Annotated in this window: 20 protein-coding genes, 1 tRNA gene and 1 pseudogene; 19 read left to right on the top strand and 3 right to left on the bottom strand. The window is 73.1% G+C overall.

From position 1 onward, the window contains the following. Nucleotide 1: 1 nt before the first annotated feature. The gene (locus tag AAW13_RS10745) at nt 2-1,180 is read right to left on the bottom strand and encodes a glutamate dehydrogenase (protein WP_046728107.1); all 1,179 of its coding nucleotides are present in this window, start codon (nt 1,178-1,180) and stop codon (nt 2-4) included. Between the two features lie 108 nt (nt 1,181-1,288). Between AAW13_RS10745 and AAW13_RS10750 the strand changes: the two genes are divergently transcribed. The 8 genes from AAW13_RS10750 (at nt 1,289) to AAW13_RS10790 (ending at nt 8,733) form a co-directional block, all read left to right on the top strand. Further along, a complete protein-coding gene (locus AAW13_RS10750; RefSeq protein WP_107483290.1) occupies nt 1,289-2,509 on the top strand; it encodes an MBL fold metallo-hydrolase in 1,221 nt (406 codons plus the stop codon). Nucleotides 2,510-2,863: 354 nt separating this feature from the next. After that, nucleotides 2,864-3,163 (top strand): hypothetical protein, encoded by a 300-nt coding sequence (locus tag AAW13_RS47750; protein WP_420855447.1) that lies wholly within the window; start codon nt 2,864-2,866, stop codon nt 3,161-3,163. Nucleotides 3,164-3,602: 439 nt separating this feature from the next. Further along, nucleotides 3,603-5,954 (top strand): sensor histidine kinase, encoded by a 2,352-nt coding sequence (locus AAW13_RS10765; RefSeq protein ID WP_240528590.1) that lies wholly within the window; start codon nt 3,603-3,605, stop codon nt 5,952-5,954. A gap of 92 nt (nt 5,955-6,046) precedes the next feature. Beyond that, nucleotides 6,047-6,481 carry a roadblock/LC7 domain-containing protein gene (locus AAW13_RS10770; protein WP_046728213.1) on the top strand — a complete coding sequence of 145 codons (435 nt, stop codon included), beginning with the start codon at nt 6,047-6,049 and terminating at the stop codon, nt 6,479-6,481. Between the two features lie 2 nt (nt 6,482-6,483). Then, nucleotides 6,484-6,855 carry a DUF742 domain-containing protein gene (locus AAW13_RS10775; RefSeq protein WP_046728109.1) on the top strand — a complete coding sequence of 124 codons (372 nt, stop codon included), beginning with the start codon at nt 6,484-6,486 and terminating at the stop codon, nt 6,853-6,855. Then, nucleotides 6,833-7,432 (top strand): GTP-binding protein, encoded by a 600-nt coding sequence (locus AAW13_RS10780; RefSeq protein ID WP_046728110.1) that lies wholly within the window; start codon nt 6,833-6,835, stop codon nt 7,430-7,432. The genes AAW13_RS10775 and AAW13_RS10780 overlap by 23 nt, the downstream gene beginning before the upstream one ends. A 61-nt stretch (nt 7,433-7,493) precedes the next feature. Then, nucleotides 7,494-8,075: a GAF domain-containing protein gene (locus AAW13_RS10785; protein ID WP_046728111.1), complete on the top strand. Its 582-nt coding sequence runs from the start codon at nt 7,494-7,496 to the stop codon at nt 8,073-8,075. Nucleotides 8,076-8,133: 58 nt separating this feature from the next. Beyond that, the gene (locus AAW13_RS10790; protein ID WP_046728112.1) at nt 8,134-8,733 is read left to right on the top strand and encodes a TetR/AcrR family transcriptional regulator; all 600 of its coding nucleotides are present in this window, start codon (nt 8,134-8,136) and stop codon (nt 8,731-8,733) included. Nucleotides 8,734-8,863: 130 nt separating this feature from the next. On the opposite strand, the gene AAW13_RS10795 is transcribed toward AAW13_RS10790, so the two are convergent. Next, on the bottom strand, nt 8,864-10,114 hold the full coding sequence (locus tag AAW13_RS10795; protein WP_079178774.1) for a YbfB/YjiJ family MFS transporter: 1,251 nt from the start codon (nt 10,112-10,114) through the stop codon (nt 8,864-8,866). 367 nt (nt 10,115-10,481) lie between these two features. Here AAW13_RS10795 and AAW13_RS10800 point away from each other — a divergent pair, with 367 nt between their 5' ends. The 11 genes and pseudogenes from AAW13_RS10800 (at nt 10,482) to AAW13_RS10850 (ending at nt 18,886) form a co-directional block, all read left to right on the top strand. Next, entirely contained in the window at nt 10,482-11,411 is a 930-nt protein-coding gene (locus AAW13_RS10800) for a LysR family transcriptional regulator (RefSeq protein WP_046728113.1), read from the top strand. Between the two features lie 129 nt (nt 11,412-11,540). Beyond that, entirely contained in the window at nt 11,541-12,254 is a 714-nt protein-coding gene (locus AAW13_RS10805; RefSeq protein WP_046728215.1) for an SDR family NAD(P)-dependent oxidoreductase, read from the top strand. Between the two features lie 32 nt (nt 12,255-12,286). Then, nucleotides 12,287-12,658, top strand: coding sequence for a nuclear transport factor 2 family protein (locus AAW13_RS10810; protein WP_046728216.1), 372 nt, complete (start codon nt 12,287-12,289; stop codon nt 12,656-12,658). 179 nt (nt 12,659-12,837) lie between these two features. After that, entirely contained in the window at nt 12,838-13,866 is a 1,029-nt protein-coding gene (tdh, locus tag AAW13_RS10815) for an L-threonine 3-dehydrogenase (protein ID WP_046728114.1), read from the top strand. A gap of 19 nt (nt 13,867-13,885) precedes the next feature. Beyond that, nucleotides 13,886-15,079, top strand: a complete 1,194-nt coding sequence (locus tag AAW13_RS10820) for a glycine C-acetyltransferase (RefSeq protein WP_046728115.1) — start codon at nt 13,886-13,888, stop codon at nt 15,077-15,079. A 31-nt stretch (nt 15,080-15,110) separates the two neighbouring features. After that, a complete protein-coding gene (locus AAW13_RS10825) occupies nt 15,111-16,013 on the top strand; it encodes a LysR family transcriptional regulator (RefSeq protein WP_046728116.1) in 903 nt (300 codons plus the stop codon). Between the two features lie 69 nt (nt 16,014-16,082). Then, the gene (locus AAW13_RS10830; protein WP_046728117.1) at nt 16,083-16,676 is read left to right on the top strand and encodes a helix-turn-helix domain-containing protein; all 594 of its coding nucleotides are present in this window, start codon (nt 16,083-16,085) and stop codon (nt 16,674-16,676) included. After that, a pseudogene (locus tag AAW13_RS10835) lies at nt 16,673-17,213 on the top strand (N-acetyltransferase family protein). Before AAW13_RS10830 ends, AAW13_RS10835 begins: the two are co-directional and overlap by 4 nt. Nucleotides 17,214-17,243: 30 nt before the next feature. After that, on the top strand, nt 17,244-17,603 hold the full coding sequence (locus tag AAW13_RS10840; RefSeq protein ID WP_046728118.1) for an MmcQ/YjbR family DNA-binding protein: 360 nt from the start codon (nt 17,244-17,246) through the stop codon (nt 17,601-17,603). Between the two features lie 107 nt (nt 17,604-17,710). After that, a tRNA-Pro gene (locus AAW13_RS10845) sits at nt 17,711-17,784 on the top strand. Nucleotides 17,785-17,977: 193 nt separating this feature from the next. After that, entirely contained in the window at nt 17,978-18,886 is a 909-nt protein-coding gene (locus AAW13_RS10850) for a TIGR01777 family oxidoreductase (protein ID WP_046728119.1), read from the top strand. On the opposite strand, the gene AAW13_RS10855 is transcribed toward AAW13_RS10850, so the two are convergent. Then, the gene (locus AAW13_RS10855; RefSeq protein ID WP_046728120.1) at nt 18,883-19,578 is read right to left on the bottom strand and encodes a GntR family transcriptional regulator; all 696 of its coding nucleotides are present in this window, start codon (nt 19,576-19,578) and stop codon (nt 18,883-18,885) included. The two genes, AAW13_RS10850 and AAW13_RS10855, sit on opposite strands and share 4 nt — an antisense overlap. Nucleotides 19,579-19,629 lie beyond the last annotated feature (51 nt).

Here is a 19,629-nt window from a genome sequence, read left to right on the forward strand (position 1 = left end):
GTCAGCGGTACCAGCCGAACCGCTCCGCGATCACCGGCAGCCGGTCGCTCACCAGGGCGTGCGCGGCGGCACGCGGCGTCGTGCCGTCGGACTCCGCGCGGTCCAGCATCAGCCCCACCAGAGCCCGCATGGAACGCCGGGTGTGCGCGAACGCCTCGTCCGCGTCGGGGCCGATGTCGCCGAACAGGGTCCACCACCACCAGGCGTTGGTACCCGAGTTGACCACCACGTCCGGCAGTATCGTCACCCCGCGCGCGGTGAGCCGTTCCTCCGCCTCGGGCAGCACCGGCATGTTGGCCGCCTCCACGATCCAGCGGGCGGTGACCAGGTGCTCGTTGGCCGCGTCGATCGCGTACGACACCGCGGCGGGCACCAGCACCTCCGCGTCCGCGGCCAGCCAGGCGTCACCCGGCAGGTCGAGGTCGCCCGGACGCAGCGCCGCGCGGTCGACGGTGCCGTACGCGTCCCGCGCCCGCAGCAGCGCCTCGACGTCCAGCCCCCCGGGGTTGGCGACGGTGCCCTTGACGTCGGCGACGGCCACCACCGTGAGCCCCGCGCAGGCGAGGAAGCGCGCCGTTGCCCCGCCCATCGTGCCGAGCCCCTGGACGGCGACCCGCGTCCCCCGGTACGGCACCCCGGCGCGGTCCAGGGCCGTCAGCGCCGACTCGGCGACCCCGCAGCCGCCGGCCAGCTCGTCGAGACCGATGCCGTCCACCTCGACGGCGAAGGCGTCCGCCAGCCGCCGCCGGGCCGCCGTCTCGTCGTCCAGCAGCGGGTACACCGCCTGGACCGAGGAGACCAGCCCCGCCTCGGCGGCGGCCCGGTCCACCAGATCCTGGGTGAGCCCGAGGTCCTCACCGGTGGTCCAGAAACTCTCGATGTACGGCCGCATGGCCCGCAGGTAGCGGACCAGCAGCGGGTACGCCCCAGGGTCCTGCGGATCGCAGTCGATACCGCCCTTGGCGCCGCCCAGCGGGACGTAGCGGCCCTCCGGGTTGTAGTGCAGGGCCTCCTTCATCGTCATCCCGCGCGCGAGCCCGGTCACCTCCTCCAGGGTGCAGCCCGGCCGCATCCGCAGACCGCCGCTGGCCACGCCCCGCACCAGCCGGTCGACGACCAGGAAGCCCTGGCGGCCGGTGACGTGGTCGGTCCAGACGAGAGACATCAGGGGAGCGGGCACGGGGGCTCCTCGGGAGCTGTGTGAAGGAACGGTGTTACTGAACAGTGGGTCAGTATTGGGAGGCGGGTGGTGCGGTGTCAACGCCGACCCCCGGAGGGGCCGACCATAATGGAGGACCTCGGCTATACCACTGGAGGTACCGTGACCGGTTCGAGTTCCCTGAGCTCCGGGCTCCGCGCGCTGCGGCCCGCCGCCTTCGGCGCGGACCCCGGCGGCGAGCGCCTGGCCCGCATCCAGGGCTCACCGCACTTCAAGGACGGTGTCTTCCAGAACCCCGGCGGCGTCGCCCGCACCCGGCCGTCGGGCTCCATGCTGGACTTCGCCAAGAAGTACTTCGAGAAGCAGGAGCGCGCCCGCCGCGCCCCCCGGGGCACCATCCCGGTGCACCCCACCACCGTCGCCGACCTCGCCAGGCCCGCGTCGAGCGGCCTGCGGGCGACCTGGACGGGCCACTCCAGCGTCCTCGCGGAGATCGACGGACACCGCGTCCTGTTCGACCCCGTCTGGGGCGAACGCTGCTCGCCGTTCCCCTTCGCCGGGCCCAGGCGGCTGCACCCGGTGCCGCTGCCGCTCGCCGCGCTCGGCCCGGTCGACGTGGTGGTCATCTCGCACGACCACTACGACCACCTCGACCTGCCGACCATCAGGTCGCTGGCGGGCACGGACACCCTCTTCGCCGTGCCGCTCGGCGTCGGCGCCCACCTCGAACAGTGGGGCGTGTCCCCCGACCGGCTGCGCGAACTGGACTGGCACGAGGAGACCAAGGTCGGCGGGCTCACCCTGACGGCGACCCCCGCCCGGCACTTCTGCGGCCGTGGGCTGCGCAACACGCAGCACACCCTGTGGGCGTCCTGGGTCGTCGCCGGCGAACGGCACCGGATCTACCACAGCGGTGACACCGGCTACTTCGACGGCTTCAAGGACATCGGCGCGGACCACGGCCCGTTCGACCTGACGATGATCCAGATCGGCGCGTACAGCGAGTACTGGCCCGACATACACATGACGCCGGCGGAGGGCATGCGCGCCCACCTCGACCTCCAGGGCGGACAGCCGCACGGCGTGCTGCTGCCGATCCACTGGGGCACCTTCAACCTCGCCCCGCACGCCTGGGCCGAGCCGGGGGAGTGGACCAGGGACGCCGGTGACGAGGCGGGCCAGGCGGTAGCCCTGCCGCGCCCCGGAGAGCCCTTCGAGCCGTCCGGGAAGCTGCCCGCCGACCCGTGGTGGCGTACGGTGTCGGCGCCGATCGCCCGGCCCTGGCGCCTCACGGTACGGCCAGGCAACGCGCCGGAACGGGAGGACCTCGACCTCGCGAGCGAGGCCTGACGGCGCCTGGGTGACGGCTGCCGTCACCTATGTGGGCTTGGCGTGAAAATGGCGTGCATGCCCCTGCACGACCTGGGCAGGGGCACCGCCATGAGCCATGAGCCATGAGCCATGAGCCATGAGCCATGAGCCATGAGCCATGCGCATGTGCAACGCCCGCTTCCTTACCAGGGCTTGAGCTCTCCCGGCGCTTCTGCACCGAGGTCGTGCGCCCCCTCCTGGAGGAGGTCGTCCCGCGCCTGCCGCACTCCGCGGCCCGCCTCGGCCCGGGCTCCGACGTGCTCGGCTACGACACCGCGCTCCGCCGACCACACGGGGGGCCCGCGCCTCCAGCTCTTCCTGAACTCCCATGACGTGGCCCGTCACGCCGGACGCATCAGACATGTGCTCGCCGAACATCTCCCCAGGACCTTCCATGGCCGGCCCACCCATTTCGCCGCCACGGACGACCAGGGCGCCCGCATCAGGGATCCGGAGGTGCGGGAACTGCCGCGGGCCGGCGCGGTGGACCAGTTCATCGACAGCGTGGACGTCCTGACGCGCCCGGATCTGACCCGGGCCGTGAGCGACGCGGTGACGGGCGTCGACGCCCACGACGGACCGCTCCGCGGGACGGGGCCGAGCAGTCGAGGCCATAGCGGTCACCACGGGTGACATTCGCGGGGGTGATGCCGAGGGCGCCGGGAGTCGGCGGAACGGTCGTCCGGGCCGCCGGAGGGGTGCGGAGGGGGTGCGTCGGGGGTGCGTACCGGCCGCTGGAGGGGGAGTGCCACGACGGGCGCCGCGGCTCGCGCTCTCGGTGCCTGACCGCTTTTGAGCAGGTCGGATCGGTCGATGACCATTCAGGGGCATGATGCAGAGGGGGTTATCGGCCTTTCGTACGAAGGCTCATACCAGAGCGGGACCATCTCCGGGTGACTTTGTCAACTGCCCACCGCACATGATGCCTCGGCGACTACTGTGAGTGTCCGCCGGGCGACCCGGGGCCGAAAACTTCCGCGGCCCCCTCGGTCGGCACCGCGATGGCGCATGCCCCGCCTCGCGCGAACCCGCGCGAGAGATCCAGGCCCGACGGACCAGTACGAGGACGCAGATGTCTCACCTCCGTGCACCGGCCGCCCGCGCCGACCGCCGTGAGGGCGGCCGGCACGGACGTCCGGTCGCCCGACCCGTTCCCGCGCTGCCCGAGGCACACATACGGCCACAGCTGATGCGTCTCGCCGTACTGCCGCCGGTCGCGGTGGCACTCAGCGGCTGCGCGGCCGTCCTCTTCACCGTCCGCTCCACCGGGGCGCGGCCCAGCCTCACCCTGCTGGTCGTGCTCGCCGGAGCGGTCTCGGTGACGGCCGCGGGCATCGTGATCGCCGCCGTGGCCGCCGGCCGCGCCGCCCGCTCGGTCAGCGACCGCGTGGACGTCCTGCGCCGCAGCGCCGCCCGCGGCGAGGCCGACGTACGCGCCCTGGTCGAGGCCCTGCGCCGGGGCGAGAACCCACCGCAGCGCAAACCGCGCGGCGGACCGCCCGAGGACGCCGACGACTTCGAGTTGCTCGCCGCCGACCTGTCCCGCGCGCACGACGGCGCCGTCACCGCCGTCGTGCAGGCCGCCCAGCTCTCCAGCCAGGCCGGCAGCGAACAGAAGCTGGAGGTCTTCGTCAACCTGGCACGGCGGCTCCAGTCCCTCGTGCACCGCGAGATCTCGATCCTCGACGACCTGGAGAACGAGATCGAGGACCCCGACCTCCTCAAGGGCCTCTTCCACGTCGACCACCTCGCCACCCGCATCCGGCGGCACGCCGAGAACCTCGCCGTGCTCGGCGGCGCCGTGTCCCGCCGGCAGTGGAGCAACCCCGTCTCCATGACCGAGGTGCTGCGCTCCGCCATCGCCGAGGTCGAGCAGTACTCCCGGGTCAAGCTCGTCCCGCCGATCGACAGCGAACTGCGCGGACACGCCGTCGCCGACGTCATCCACCTGCTCGCCGAACTCGTCGAGAACGCCACCGTGTTCTCCGCCCCGCACACCCAGGTGCTGCTCCGCGCCAACCTCGTCACCTCTGGCCTCGCGGTCGAGGTCGAGGACCGCGGACTCGGCATGCCGGTCGGCGAACAGTCCAAGATGAACGCCCTGCTCACCGACCCCGACCAGGTCAACGTCGCCAGCCTGCTGGCCGACGGCCGCATCGGCCTCTTCGTCGTCTCCCAGCTCGCCCGCCGCCACGGCATCCACGTCCGCCTCCAGACCAACATCTACGGCGGCGTCCAGGCCGTGCTCGTCGTCCCGCAGGCCCTGCTGGGCACGTCGGGCGCGGCCGCGGCGGTACCGCAGCCGCGTGACCCGGCGGCCGCGGGCGGTGCGCCGACCGCGTCGGGCGGCGCACCGGGAGCCGGGGCCGCGCGACCGGCCGACGCCGACGGGACGCCGGAGGCCGGCGGTGCGGGCAACGCGGGCGGTGCGGGCAGCGCGCGGGCCGGCACCGGTGCCGGAGGCCGGACGGCCACGTCGAACGGTTCACCGGCCGGCCGGCAGCCGGGGCCCGCGGGGGCCGCGGCCGGGGGACGACGTCGGCACGCGCAGCCGGACGGGGCACCCGTGCCGCTGCCGGTGCGCGGCGCCCAGGACACCCGGCCCAACCCCGCCGAGGCGCTGCCCGGCATCCGGCCCGAGGACCGGCTCACGGTCGCCGAGAACGCCGGCGCCCCGCCCGTCCCACGCGTCGGCGCCGTACGCGGCACCATGGGCAAACCCCAACTGCCCCGCCGCCGCGCCCAGGAGCACATCGTCCCCCAGCTGCGCGGCGGACCGGCGCCACGCCAGGACAACGGCGAGGCCCCGGCCGGACACGACCCCGGCCTGATGGCCGCCTTCCAGCGGGGCATCGGCCTCGCGGAGGCCCAGCAGCACCTGGAGGCCACCCAGCCGGAGCCGTCGGCCACCGAACCGGTCGAACCGGTGTCCCCGTCCCCCGTGGGCACAGCACACGGCGAGCCACTCCACACCGGGCTCACCGGGACGGGCTTCACCGACATGGGCGTCTTCGACACGGCAGGCACCGGGGGCGACGCGGCCAGCAGCACGTCCCACGCCACGCATGCGGACGCCACGCACATGGGGGTCGCGCACATGAACACGGGCCCCGTGCCGGGCACCCCCATGACTCCCGGCCACATGGACGCCCGGCACATCGACGCCGGCCACACGGACACCCAGCACATCGACGCCGGGCACATGGATGCCCGGCACACGGATACCGGACACACCGCACCGGACCACGTGATGGGCGACCACACGACCGGCGACCACCCGGCCCAGCCGCACCTGGCCTGGGCACACCGGGACCCGGCCGACCCCCGGTCCGTGTCCCGGCCCCCCTCGCGCTCCCCGGTCCTGCGCCCGGTGCCCACCTCCGAGTTCACCACCCGGCCCGACGGGAGCACACCGGCCGGATGACCAGCACCACCTCCACCTCCGCCCCCACCTCCGCCCCCACACCCACCCCCAGCGCTCCCGCAGACCTTCGTACCCCAAGGAGTCGATCCACCATGGCGAGCGATGCGCCGACCGCCCAGGTATCCGACCTCGACTGGCTGATGAGCGGCCTCGTGCAGCGCGTACCGCACACCACGAGCGCCGTACTGCTGTCCTGCGACGGACTGGTGAAGTCCGTCCACGGCCTCGACCCCGACAGCGCCGACCACATGGCGGCGCTCGCCTCCGGCCTGTACTCGCTCGGCCGCAGCGCCGGCGTCCGCTTCGGTGACGGCGGGGACGTCCGGCAGGTCGTCGTCGAACTCGACTCGACGCTGCTGTTCGTCACCACCGCCGGCTCCGGCACCTGCCTCGCCGTCCTGGCCGGCCGGGAGGCCGACGCCGCCGTCCTCGGCTACGAGATGGCGATGCTGGTGAAGAGCGTGCGCCCGTACCTCGTCACCGCGCCCCGGCAGCACGCCGTCGAACCCACGGCGATGAGGCCTTGAGGGTGGCGGCAGCCGGCGACGGGCCGTGGCTCGACGACGCGGCCGGACGCCTCGTGCGCCCGTTCACGGTCAGCAACGGCCGCACCGAGCCCAGCATCGCCCTCGACCTCATGTCGCAGGTGATGGCCACGGGCTCCACGCCCCTCGGCTACCTCGGCCCCGAGCACGCACAGGCGCTCGACCTGTGCCGCGGGCCTCTCTCGGTCGCCGAGATCGCCGCGCACCTCAAGCTGCCCGCCGTGGTCACCAAGGTGCTGCTCTCCGACCTCGTCGACTGCGGGGCGCTCACCGCCAAACCCCCCGCCTTCCACCACAACCCCACTGACCGGTCCCTCCTGGAGGCAGTGCTCGATGGACTACGACGACAGCTCTGACCCCTTCCCCACGGCGCTGAAAATCCTGGTGGCCGGTGGGTTCGGGGCCGGCAAGACGACCTTCGTGGGCGCGGTCAGCGAGATCGCGCCGCTGTCCACGGAGGAGCTCCTCACCACGGTGAGCGCCGCGACCGACAACCTCGACGGCATCGAGAACAAGGTCGAGACGACCGTGGCCATGGACTTCGGCCGCATCACCCTGGACCCGGAACACGTGCTCTACCTCTTCGGCACGCCCGGACAGGAGCGGTTCTGGTTCATGTGGGACGAGCTGTCCGAGGGCGCGCTCGGCGCGGTCATCCTCGCCGACACCCGCCGGCTGGAGGACTGCTTCGCGGCCGTCGACTTCTTCGAGGAACGCGGCCTCGGCTTCATCGTCGCCGTCAACGAGTTCGACGGCTCCTACCGCTACGACCCCGAGGAGGTACGGGCCGCCATCGACCTCGACCCGGAGGTCCCCGTCGTCCGCTGCGACGCCCGGATCTCCAGCTCCGGCGTCCAGACCCTGCTCACCCTCGTCCGTCACCTCATCGCCCACGCCCCGGTCTCCGCGCCGAGCCACGGCGCCCACAGGTGAAGCCCGCACATTCCTCACGGAGCCCCTATATGACCCACGTCCACAGCGACGGAGCCCGCGCATGAGGTACGACCCGTCGCGCCCGGCCGGTCGCCTGCTGCTCACCCCGGAGGACAGAGAGGCACCCGAGCGCACCCGGCGCCTCGGCCAACTGCGCCTGGGCGGACGCCCCGACCCCGAGCTCGACATCTACGCGGACCGGCTCGCGGAGGTCACCGGAGCGCCGTACGCCATGGTCAACTTCATCGACCAGAACCGGCAGTTCTTCGCCGGCCTGCACCTGCCGACCCTGGCGCCGCCCGTGGTGAAGCCGGACGGCAGCACCCCTGTACTCGGCCGGGAACTGGCCCGGGACCATGGCTTCTGCCCCCATGTGGTGGTCCGGCGCAAGGCACTGGTCCTGGAGGACGTCTGCGACTACCCGCGGTTCGCGGGCAACCCGGTCGTCGACGAGTTCGGCATCCGCTCCTACCTGGGCGCCCCGCTCATCGACAGCACGGGGACGGCGCTCGGCACGGTGTGCGTGGTCGACGTGGAGCCCCGCCCCTGGGGCCGGCCCGGTCTGGAGACCATCAAGGCGTCGGCGGCGGAGCTGGTGGCCCGCCTGGAACGGCGCGAGGCCGACGGGTTCCCGCTGCTGTGACGACGGGAACGGACCTCCGCACTAGCCGACCGGTCTAGTACTTCCGTACGCTGGCCCCATGGGACGTACCAGTGACGCCAAGGGGAAGATCCTCGACGCCGCCCGGTCGCTGATCGAGGGGCGCGGGTACGCGGCGCTCGGGGTGGCCGAGATCTGCAAGGCGGCCGGGGTGCCGAAGGGGAGCTTCTACTACTTCTTCGAGTCCAAGGAAGCCCTCGCGCTCGCGGTCGTGGACGAGCACTGGGCGGCGCAGAAACGCGACTGGACCCGGGTCCTGACCGGTGACGGGGAGCCGCTGCGGCGGCTGCGGCGGCTGTTCGAGGAGACGGAGGCCGGCCAGCGCGCCGCGCAGCGGGACTGCGGCACCGTGGCGGGCTGCCTGTTCGGGAACCTCACCCTGGAACTGAGCAACCAGACCGAGGCGGTCCGCGGACGGTTGCAGGAGATCTTCGAAACCCAGGTCGACATGGTGGAGTCCGTCGTGGCCGAGGCCCGCGCGCGCGGCGAGGTGGGCGTGACCGACACCCGGGAGGCGGCGCGGGCGGTGGTGGCCCAGCTGGAGGGCCAGGTGATGTTCGCCAAGCTGTACAACAGCACCGACCGGCTGAGCCCGCTGTGGCAGAACTGCCGGGCCCTGCTCGGCGCGACAGCGGCCTAAGGGCACGTGACCACGGTCCGGGGACGCGTGACCGAGCCCTGCGCCTGCGTTGCCGAGGCCTGGGACCTGTGACCAGGGCCGACCGGGGCCACCACGGCCGTACCGGCATCACGTCGCCCCCACTCACGTCTCACCCGCCCACCACAGGCTCCCGGCCCACGTCCTCCCCGCCCACCACAGGCTCCCGGCCCACGTCCTCCCCGCCTGCCATGTGCTCTGGGCCCACATGCGCCCCGCCCACCACGTGCCCCGGGCCCACATGCGCCCCGCCTGCCACGTGCAGTCCGCCCACCTGCTGTCCGCCCGCGTCGTGCGGGAAGCCGATGCGCAGGACGGCGGCGGAGGCGGCCGAGGTGAGGACCACCAGGGCGGCCAGGAGCAGGGCCTGGTGGTAGCCGTGGCGCAGCAGCGGGGCGACGGCCAGCGGGCCGAGGATCTGACCGACGGAGTACCCGGCGGTCAGCAGGGCGACGGAGCGGGGGAACCGCAGCTGCGCCCCGGTGGCCAGAGCCAGGGTGCTGACCCCCAGGAAAGTGGCGCCGAACAGTGCCGCCGAGCCGAGGGCGGCGGCCGTGCTCCCGGTCAGCGCGGGCAGGGCGATGCCGACCGCCTGCACCGCCAGCGCGGTCAGCAGCAGGCCGGGACGGGACCACCGGCGCCCCAGCCGGGCCCACAGCGCCGACGACGGCACGGCGGCCAGCCCCACCACGATCCAGGCACCGGTGCCGGCCCAGCCGGGGGAGCCCTGTCCGATCGCCGCGACGAGGAAGGTCCCCGCGACGATGTAGCCGACGCCCTCCAGGAAGTAACTGACGAACAGCGCGCCGAACCAGCGACGGACGCGGACCCGCGGCCGGTCACCGGCGACCGCCGCGGCCGGCGCTTCCTCGGGCCGCAGGTTCCAGGAGACCGCGGTCAGTACCGCGGCGAGCGCGGCGGCGGCCCACCAGGCGGCCCGCCAGTCGGCGACCGTCCGCAGGGCCAGGACCAGCAGGCCGGACAGCGCGATCCCGGCACCCACACCCCCGAAGGCCCACCCCGGCAGATGCGGCGGGTGGTCCCGCAGGTGATGCAGGAGCGAGGCCACGGCGATGACGAAGACCAGGGCGCTGGCCGCCCCGGCCAGCAGCCGCAGCACCTCCCACACCGCCGTGCCGCGGGTGACGGGCATCGCGGCGAGGGTGGCCGTCAGCAGGACCAGGGCGCCGCGCAGTGCGGCACGTGACCTGACCAGCGCGGGGGCCAGGGTGCCGGCCAGCGCGCCGAGGAGGTATCCGACGTAGTTGGCCGTCGCGAGGTTCGCCCCGGCGCCGGCGGAGAGCCCCGCCTGAGCGTGCATCAGGGGCAGGATCGGGGTGTAGACGAAACGGCCGACCCCCATGCCCGCGGCGAGCGCGGCCGCGGCCCGGACCACATGGACGCGGGGAGCGGGGGCGCCCACCGCAAGGCCTCGGCCCCGCCCGGGGCGCCTGGGCGCCAGGATCTCGCGCACGGAACGCTCCCTGTCTCTCGTCGTCAGTCGTCGTCTCAGGCCGTCTCTGGGGCGACGCCACTCCGGCATCCGGCGCCGGCGGTTCGCCGTTTCTCGCCGCCCTTCAGCGTTCTACGGTGTTCACAGGCGTTCGTAGGCGTTCGTAGGCGTTCTTCGTCGTTCTTGGGCGGTGACCTCATCGTGCGCCCGGTACCGGCGGCGTGGCCACGACCGGCTGCCTCGCTGCTGGGAGGCGCTGTCTCCCAGCGCGCGTAGCATGACGCGCGTGGAACTGCGTCAGCTGCGTTACTTCGTCGCGGTCGCCGAGGAGCTGAACTTCGGCCGGGCCGCCGAGCGGCTGCTCATCGCCGGGCCCTCGCTCTCCCAGCAGATCAAGGCACTCGAACGTGACCTGGGTGTCCGGCTGTTCGACCGGGACCGCCGTTCGGTCTCCCTCACCCCGGCCGGCGCCGACCTGCTCCCGCACACCCGGGCCCTGCTGGAGCGGGCCGACGACCTCCAGCGCCGGGCCGGCCGGCTCTCGGGGTCCCAGTCCGTCCGGCTCGGCTACGTCAACTGGCTTCCGCCGGACCTGACTTCGCGTACGGCCGCGGTGGTCCGGGTGCATGTGGACGCCTGGGTCGCCCCCTCCCACACCCAGGCCGCCCGGGTCGCCGACGGCAGCCTGGACCTCGCCGTCTGCTGGGTCCGCACCGAGGACCTGAAGCGGCTCGGGCTGCGGGCCCGGCTGATCGGCGCCGACCGGCTCTACGCCGTGGCCAAGGGCACCGACACCGGGGACGTACGGGCTCGGGACACCGACGTCCTCATCGACGACGACATCACCTCCTGGGCCTCGTGGAACGGGTACGCCGAGGAACTGACCGGGGCCGTCGGCGCCCGTGCCGTCCGCATCTCCGACGGCGCGATCACCGGGCCCGCCTTCTTCGACCACGTCCGCCGCTGCACCCGTCCCGTCCTCAACTCGCCGAAGGGGCAGGCCACCGCGCTGCCGCCGGACCTGGTCCGTCGCGAGATCGTCGGGCCGAAGGTGTACTGGACCTGGTCCCTGGTGTGGCGCGAGAGCGAGGACAGGCCCGGTGTCCTGGCGGCCGTCGACGCCCTGTGCGACGGCGTCGCCGACCTCGGGATCCACGCCGCGGACGCCTGGCTGCCCGCCGACGACCCGTACCCCTCTCCGCGCTGAGCTGCGCTGGGAGGCCGTGCCTCCCAACCGGGAGGAAACTGATCCTGGCGTCCCCGGTCCACCCGGCCTACGTTCCAAATAGTCGACCGGTCGGCTAGTAGCCGGTCCACGATCATGGAGAAGGTCATCATGAGCACATCGCAGCAGAAGGTCGCCATCGTCACCGGCGCTTCCCAGGGCATCGGCGCGGCCCTGGTCGAGGGCTACCGCAAGCTCGGTCACGCCGTCGTCGCCACCTCGCGCTCGATCACCCCGAGCGGCGACGCGGACGTCCTGGCCGTCCAGGGCGACATCGCCGACCCGGCGACCGCCGAGCGGGTCGTGGCCGCCGCGGTGGAGCGGTTCGGCCGCGTCGACACCGTGGTCAACAACGCGGGCGTCTTCGTCGCGAAGCCCTTCACCGACTACACGGCCGAGGACTACGCCACCGTCACCGGCATCAACGTGGACGGCTTCTTCCACCTCACCCAGCAGGCGATCCCGCACCTGCTCGCCCAGGGCGGCGGACACATCGTGAGCGTCACGACCAGCCTGGTCGACAGCGCGGACGCCCGGGTGCCCTCCGTCCTCGCCTCGCTGACCAAGGGCGGCATCCAGTCCGCGACCAAGTCCCTGGCGATCGAGTACGCCACCCGTGGCATCCGCGTCAACGCCGTCTCGCCCGGCACCATCAAGACCCCCATGCACGCGGCGGAGACCCACGAGTTCCTCGCCGCCCTGCACCCGGTCGGCCGGATGGGGGAAGTGAGCGACATCGTCGACGCGGTGCTCTTCCTGGAGACCGCGCCGTTCGTCACCGGCGAGATCCTGCATGTCGACGGTGGTATGAGCGCCGGTCACTGAGCGCGCGTCAGATCCAGGAGCGAGGAGTGGACATGATCACCACGGCCGACGACACGGCGATCCTGAGCGGGGTGGTGGACCGCTGGAAGGCGGGCGTCGACGCGCACCGCCCGGAGGACGTCGCCGCGCTCTTCACCGAGGACGCCGTCTTCCAGGGACTGCACCCCTACACGGTCGGGCGCCAGGGTGTAGCCGCGTACTACGACGCCCAGCCGCTCGGCATGAAGGCGGCGTACCGGATCCTGGAGACCCGGCGGCTCGCCGAGGATGTGGTCCTCGGCTATCTGGCCGTCGAGTTCTCCTTCGCGGACCGGCCGCCGCGGGACGTGAAGCTCTCCGTCGTCGTCACCCGGGTGGCGCAGGAGTGGTACATCGGCCACTACCAGGTCTCCCGTCTCGAATAGGCGGGCCCCGCCGGGCGGTTCGGGGGGCGTGAAGCGGAGCTGTGGCGGCGCTTAAGAAAACCTCGATGGACCCCGGCGCCCGGGTACGGCAGATTGCTGTGCGATACCACCCCCCATGCCCGGTCGCGGGCCGCTTCGGCGTGCCCGCGGCCGGGATCTCACGCACAGGAGCCGTAGCGTTGAAGGCGCTGGTCAAGGAGAAGGCGGAGCCCGGGCTGTGGCTCGCGGACGTGCCGGAGCCCGCGGTCGGACCGGGTGACGTACTGATCAAGGTGTTGCGGACCGGCATCTGCGGCACCGACCTGCACATCCGGGCCTGGGACGGCTGGGCGCAGCAGGCCGTCACCACCCCCCTGGTGGTCGGGCACGAGTTCGTCGGCGAGGTCGTGGCGACCGGGCGGGACGTCGTGGACGTCAAGGCCGGCGACCGGGTCAGCGGCGAGGGGCACCTGGTGTGCGGCAAGTGCCGTAACTGCCAGGCAGGGCGGCGCCACCTGTGCCGCGCCACGGTCGGCCTCGGCGTGGGCCGCGACGGGGCGTTCGCCGAGTACGTCGCGCTGCCCGCCGGCAACGTCTGGGTGCACCGCGTCCCCGTCGACCTCGACGTGGCCGCCATCTTCGACCCGTTCGGCAACGCCGTGCACACCGCCCTGTCCTTCCCGCTGGTCGGTGAGGACGTCCTGATCACCGGCGCCGGACCGATCGGCCTGATGGCGGCGGCGGTGGCCCGGCACGCGGGCGCCCGCCACGTCATGATCACCGACGTCAGCGAGGAGCGCCTCGACCTGGCCCGCAAGATCGGCGTGAGCCTGGCGCTGAACGTGGGCCAGGCCTCGATCGCCGACGGGCAGCGGGAGCTGGGCCTGCGCGAGGGCTTCGACGTGGGCCTGGAGATGTCCGGCCGGCCCGAGGCGATGCAGGACATGATCGCCAACATGACGCACGGCGGCCGGATCGCCGTGCTCGGCCTGCCCGCCCGGGAGTTCCCCGTCGACTGGGCCCGGATCGTCACCTCGATGATCACGATCAAGGGCATCTACGGCCGCGAGATGTTCGAGACCTGGTACGCCATGTCGGTGCTGCTGGAAGGCGGCCTCGACCTCGCGCCCGTGATCACCGGCCGGTACGGGTACCGCGACTTCGAGGCGGCGTTCGCCGACGCGGCGAGCGGCCGCGGCGGCAAGGTCATCCTCGACTGGACTGCGTAATTCCTTAGGAGCTTCTGGCATGTTCGACTCCGTACGCGACGACCTGCGCGTCACCCTCGACGAGATCCGCGCCGCCGGGCTGCACAAGCCCGAGCGCGTGATCGGCACCCCGCAGTCCGCGACCGTCGCGGTGACCGCGGGGGGCCGCCCGGGCGAGGTCCTCAACTTCTGCGCCAACAACTACCTCGGCCTCGCCGACCATCCCGAGGTGGTCGCCGCCGCCCACGAGGCGCTGGACCGCTGGGGCTACGGCATGGCCTCGGTCCGCTTCATCTGCGGCACCCAGGAGGTCCACAAGGAGCTGGAGGCGCGGCTGTCGGCGTTCCTCGGTCAGGAGGACACGATCCTCTACTCCTCCTGCTTCGACGCCAACGGCGGGGTTTTCGAGACCCTGCTCGGCGAGGAGGACGCGGTGATCTCCGACGCCCTCAACCACGCCTCCATCATCGACGGCATCCGGCTCTCCAAGGCCCGCCGCCTCCGCTACGCCAACCGTGATCTCGACGACCTGGAAAGGCAGTTGAAGGAGGCGGCCGGGGCGCGCCGGAGGCTCGTCGTCACCGACGGCGTGTTCTCCATGGACGGCTACGTGGCACCCCTGCGCGAGATCTGCGACCTGGCCGACCGGTACGACGCGATGGTCATGGTCGACGACTCGCACGCCGTCGGCTTCGTCGGCCCGACCGGCCGCGGCACCCCCGAGCTGCACGGCGTCATGGACCGCGTCGACATCGTCACCGGCACCCTCGGCAAGGCCCTCGGCGGTGCCTCCGGCGGCTATGTGGCGGCCCGTGCCGAGATCGTCGCCCTGCTCCGCCAGCGCTCCCGCCCCTACCTCTTCTCCAACACGCTGGCGCCGGTGATCGCGGCCGCCTCGCTCAAGGTGCTCGACCTGCTGGAGTCGGCCGACGACCTGCGTGTGCGCCTCGCCGAGAACACCGCGCTGTTCCGCCGCCGGATGACCGAGGAGGGCTTTGACATCCTTCCCGGCGACCACGCCATCGCCCCCGTGATGATCGGGGACGCGGCGCGGGCCGGGCGGATGGCGGAGCTGCTGCTGGAGCGGGGCGTGTACGTGATCGGTTTCTCGTACCCGGTGGTCCCGCAGGACCGGGCCCGGATCCGCGTCCAGCTGTCCGCGGCCCACTCGACGGAGGACGTCGACCGCGCGGTGGACGCCTTCGTCGCGGCCCGCGCGGAACTGGCGGCCTGACCACCGCGGACATATTGCAATAATCGACCCCATGATCGAGGCGCGGCGGCTCCACATCCTCCGTGCGGTGGCCGACCACCGCACCGTGACGGCGGCTGCCGCCGCGCTCTTCCTCACCCCGTCGGCGGTCTCGCAGCAGCTCGCGGCGCTGGAGCAGGAGACCGGCCACCGTCTGGTGGAGCGCGGCGCCAAGGGCGTCCGGCTCACCCCGGCCGGGGAGATCCTGCTCAGCCACACCAACGCGGTCCTCGCTCAGCTGGAGCGGGCCGAGGCCGAACTGGCCGCCTACGGCTCCGGTGAGGCCGGCACCGTCACCGTCGCCGCGTTCGCGACCGGCATCGCACAGGTGGTCGCCCCGGCCGTGGCCCACCTCGCCCGGACCGCCCCCGGCATCCGGATCCGCGTCCAGGACGCCGAGGGCGACGCCAGCCTCCCCATGGTCCTGGACCGCCAGGTCGACGTCGCGGTCGCCGTCGAGTACCGGGGCGCCCCGCCCGCCGACGACCCCCGGCTCACCCACGTACCGCTGTACGCCGAGCCCTTCGACGCGGTCGTTCCGCTCCACCACCGCCTCGCCGAGGCCCCGGAGGTCCCCCTCGCGGAACTGGCCAAGGACCCCTGGATCGGCCCGTACCCCGGCAACCCCTGTCATGACGTGGTCGTGCTGGCCTGCGAGAACGCCGGCTTCCAGCCCCGCCTCGAACACTCCTCCGACGACTTCCGCGCCGTGGTGGCGCTGGCCTCGGCAGACGCGGGTGTGGCCCTGGTGCCCCGCTCCGCGCTCCGTGGCACGGACCTGACCGGCGTGGTCGTACGCCCCGTCGACGGGGACGCCCCGACCCGTCGGGTCTTCGCGGCCGTACGGCGCGGGGCGGAGGGGCATCCGCTGATCCGCCCGGTGCTGGAGGCCCTGGGCGAGGCGGCACGGCCGTGAGCCGTCATCGACACGGGTGTTTCGCCTTCCTTAACACGGGTGTTTCATTTACGGGATAGCGTCCCGTAAATGAAACACGAGGAAGCGGTCGTCCCCGAGCCGTCCGGCAGCGGTCTCGACGCCCGCCTCGGCCGGCGCCTGGCCGAGCTGCGCACCGCGCACGGCTGGTCCCTCGGTGAGCTCGCGGAGCGCAGCGGACTGAGCAAGTCGACGCTCTCCCGGGCCGAACGCGCCGAGACCAGCCCCACGGCCGCCCTGCTCAACCGGCTCTGCGGCGTCTACGGCCGGACCATGTCCCAGCTGCTCAGCGAGGTCGAGGCGGCACCCGCGCCGGTGCTGCGCGCGGCCGACCAGCAGGTGTGGGAGGACCGGGCCGCCGGCTTCGTACGACGGTCCGTGTCACCACCGCACGGCGGACTGCGCGGTGAACTCGTCGAGGGCCGGCTGGCGGCGGGCGCGGACCTCTCCTACGACCGCCCGCCGGTCCCCGGCCTCGAACAGCACCTCTGGGTGCTCGACGGGACCCTCGCCGTGACCGCGGACGGAACCGAACACCGGCTGGACGCCGGGGACTGCCTGCGGATGCGGGTGTGGGGGCCGACGCGGTTCCGGTGCCCCGGACCGGCGCGGGCGCGGTACGTCCTGGCGGTGGTGCGGCCATGACGGTACTGCGCCTCGGGGCGGATCAACTGGTCCGGCGGACCGGGGAACTGGCCGAGCTGCTGGCCGACACGGTGAACGCCGGCGCGTCCGTCGGCTTCCTCGCGCCCCTCGGCCGGGACCGGGCCCTCGCCTGGTGGCGGGGGAGGGCGGAGGCCGTGGCGGCCGGGCAACTCGCCGTGTGGGCGGCCCTGGGCGGCCCTGGACGGCGCGGGCCGGGCGGTCGGCACCGTCGGCCTCGCCTTCCCCGACAAGCCCAACAGCCGGCACCGCGCGGAGCTGGTCAAGCTGATGGTCCACCGCGACGCCCGCGGGCGGGGCGTCGGCCGTGGGCTGCTGGCCGCCGCCGAAGCGGCCGCCGTGGAGGCCGGGATCACCCTGCTCCATCTGGACACCGAGACCGACAGCCCCGCCGAGCACCTCTACCGCACGGCCGGCTGGACCCGCGCCGGGATCATCCCCGACTACGCGCTCGACCCGTACGGGGAGCTGCGGCCGACGACGCTCTACTACAAGCGCGTGGACGCTCCGGCCCGCTGACTGTCAGTGCCGGGGGCTACGGTTCGTGGCATGCCGGAAGCCGAAGACGTACGCCGAGTCGCCCTGTCCCTGCCGGACACCGCGGAGAAGACCGCCTGGAACATGCCCACCTTCCGGGTCGCAGGGAAGATGTTCGCCACCCTCCCCGAGGACGAGACCTCGATCGCGGTGCGCTGCCCCAAGGAGGAGCGCGACGAACTGGTGCTCGCCGAACCGGACAAGTTCTGGATCGCCGATCACGAGGCGATGTTCGCCTGGGTCCGCGTCCGGCTGACCGCGCTCGAGGACGAGGCCGAGCTGCGTGACATCCTCGCCGACTCCTGGAGGCAGGCGGCCCCGACCCGACTCCTGGACTCCTACCCGGAGTTGGGCCTGCCGGACGGGGCCTGACCAGGTGCGGCCGCTCCGCGTCCGGAAAGCCGTGCGCGACCACCGAGCCGAGTGCGGTATTGTTTCCTTGCGCGTTTCGACCGGGGAAATCCCAGGTCAAACGGCACCGGGACGTGGCGCAGCTTGGTAGCGCACTTGACTGGGGGTCAAGGGGTCGCAGGTTCAAATCCTGTCGTCCCGACGGTGCGAAGGGTCTTCGCAGGCGGCAGCCTGTGGGGCCCTTTTTCGCATGCGTCGGTTCCTCCTGCCGCCGGGTCCTTCATGCCGCCCGGTTCCTCCTGCCGCCAGGTTCCTTATGCCGCCCGGACTTCCCGCCGGGGTACGCTGGCGAGCGAGAGTTTGAATTCTCAAACATTCGCTCATCGGAGAACGTCATGCGCGTCGCGATCACCGGCTCCTCCGGACTCATCGGGTCCGCCCTCACCCGCTCCCTCCTCGCCGACGGCCACCGTGTGCTGCGCCTGACCCGCGGCAAGGCCGCGCCACGGCCGGCCGACGGCACCGACTCCGCGCCCTGGGAGCCGGGCAGCCGGCTGGACCCGGCCGTCCTGGACGGCGTCGACGCCGTGGTGCACCTGGCCGGCGCGGGAGTCGGCGACCGGCGCTGGACCGAGGCCTACAAGCGGGAGATCCGGCTCAGCCGCCTCGACGGGACGCGGACGATCGCCGAGGCGTGCGCCGCGGCCGCCCGGCCGCCCCGTGTGCTGGTCTCCGCCTCGGCCACCGGGTACTACGGTGACACCGGCGACCGGGTCGTCACGGAGTCCGACCCGGCCGGGAGCGACTTCCTGGCCTCCGTCTGCGTCGAATGGGAGGCCGCCGCCGCACCGGCCGAGGCGGCCGGGGTCCGGGTCGTGCACCCGCGGACCGGGCTCGTGGTCTCCGCCGACGGCGGCGCCTGGGGCAGGCTGTTCCCGCTCTTCCGGTTCGGGCTCGGCGGCCGGCTCGGCTCCGGCGACCAGTTCTGGCCGTTCATCTCACTGCCCGACCACATCGCGGCGCTGCGGTACACCATCGACCGCGACGACATCGCCGGCCCGCTCAACTTCACGGCCCCCGAACCGCTGACGAACCGTGAGATCACCCGGGCGACGGGCCGGATCCTGCACCGGCCCACCCTCGCCGCCGTCCCCGCCTTCGCCCTCAGGGCCGTCCTCGGCGAGTTCGCGGACGGCATCACCGGCAGCTGCCGCGCGGTCCCTGACCGACTGCTGAAGGCGGGCTTCGCCTTCCGGCAGCCCGCCGTCGACGACGCCCTGCGCGCGGCCCTCCGCAAGGCCTAGAGGCTCACCCCGGAGGTCGCCAGCACCACCGCCAGCGTCGAGCCCGCATCGATGCGGCGGTCCTCGCCCGTCACCATCCGGTGCGCCGCGAGGATGTGGTCACGGGTGGCGGCCGCGGCGGCCTCCGGGTCCCGGCGCTCGCAGGCCTCCAGGATGGCCGCGTGGTGGTGCCCGGCCGGGCTGTGCCGCAGGTCGAAGTGGATGCGGATGCGCTCGGCCTGGCCGGTCAGGCCCTCGATCTCGCGCAGCAGCACCGCGGACCCGGCGCGCCGGTAGAGAGCCATGTGGAAGCGGCGGTTCAGCTCGTTGAAGTCCCGCTGCGCGTGGGCGCCGGCCAGCGCGGTGGCCAACTGCTCGTGCGCCTCCCGCATCGCCGCGAGATCCTCCTCCCGCAGCCTCGGCACGGCGAGCCGGGCGGCCAGCGTCTCCAGGTGGATGCGCAGCGCGGCCACCTCCTCGGCGAGCCCCAGGTCGACCTCGGCCACCACCACACCCCGGTAGGGCAGTCGTCGTACCAGACCGGCGCTGTCCAGCTGGAGGATGGCCTCCCGGACCGGGGTCCGGCTCAGGCCCAGGCTCGCGGCGATCTCGGTGGGGTCGAGCCGGTCCCCGGGGGCCAGCTCGCCGGCCACGATGCGCTCTTGCAGGTGCTCGAACACCAGGTCAGCGGCGCGCCGCTGGATGCTGGGCATATCCCACCCGCTCCTTCGTTCTTCCCTTTTCCGCTGCGGACAACTTAGCGG

Source organism: Streptomyces humi, from assembly GCF_001005085.2.
GTDB lineage: Bacteria > Actinomycetota > Actinomycetes > Streptomycetales > Streptomycetaceae > Streptomyces > Streptomyces humi.

Bases quoted from the DNA above. Each gene is read 5' to 3' on its own strand.
- AAW13_RS10750 (WP_107483290.1), top strand. From the start codon at position 1,289: ATGGAGGACCTCGGCTATACCACTGGAGGTACCGTGACCGGTTCGAGT.
- AAW13_RS10765 (WP_240528590.1), top strand. From the start codon at position 3,603: ATGTCTCACCTCCGTGCACCGGCCGCCCGCGCCGACCGCCGTGAGGGC.
- AAW13_RS10770 (WP_046728213.1), top strand. From the start codon at position 6,047: ATGGCGAGCGATGCGCCGACCGCCCAGGTATCCGACCTCGACTGGCTG.
- AAW13_RS10780 (WP_046728110.1), top strand. From the start codon at position 6,833: ATGGACTACGACGACAGCTCTGACCCCTTCCCCACGGCGCTGAAAATC.
- AAW13_RS10785 (WP_046728111.1), top strand. From the start codon at position 7,494: ATGAGGTACGACCCGTCGCGCCCGGCCGGTCGCCTGCTGCTCACCCCG.
- AAW13_RS10790 (WP_046728112.1), top strand. From the start codon at position 8,134: ATGGGACGTACCAGTGACGCCAAGGGGAAGATCCTCGACGCCGCCCGG.
- AAW13_RS10795 (WP_079178774.1), bottom strand. From the start codon at position 10,114: ATGGGGGTCGGCCGTTTCGTCTACACCCCGATCCTGCCCCTGATGCAC.
- AAW13_RS10800 (WP_046728113.1), top strand. From the start codon at position 10,482: ATGACGCGCGTGGAACTGCGTCAGCTGCGTTACTTCGTCGCGGTCGCC.
- AAW13_RS10805 (WP_046728215.1), top strand. From the start codon at position 11,541: ATGAGCACATCGCAGCAGAAGGTCGCCATCGTCACCGGCGCTTCCCAG.
- AAW13_RS10810 (WP_046728216.1), top strand. From the start codon at position 12,287: ATGATCACCACGGCCGACGACACGGCGATCCTGAGCGGGGTGGTGGAC.
- AAW13_RS10820 (WP_046728115.1), top strand. From the start codon at position 13,886: ATGTTCGACTCCGTACGCGACGACCTGCGCGTCACCCTCGACGAGATC.
- AAW13_RS10825 (WP_046728116.1), top strand. From the start codon at position 15,111: ATGATCGAGGCGCGGCGGCTCCACATCCTCCGTGCGGTGGCCGACCAC.
- AAW13_RS10830 (WP_046728117.1), top strand. From the start codon at position 16,083: ATGAAACACGAGGAAGCGGTCGTCCCCGAGCCGTCCGGCAGCGGTCTC.
- AAW13_RS10840 (WP_046728118.1), top strand. From the start codon at position 17,244: ATGCCGGAAGCCGAAGACGTACGCCGAGTCGCCCTGTCCCTGCCGGAC.
- AAW13_RS10850 (WP_046728119.1), top strand. From the start codon at position 17,978: ATGCGCGTCGCGATCACCGGCTCCTCCGGACTCATCGGGTCCGCCCTC.
- AAW13_RS10855 (WP_046728120.1), bottom strand. From the start codon at position 19,578: ATGCCCAGCATCCAGCGGCGCGCCGCTGACCTGGTGTTCGAGCACCTG.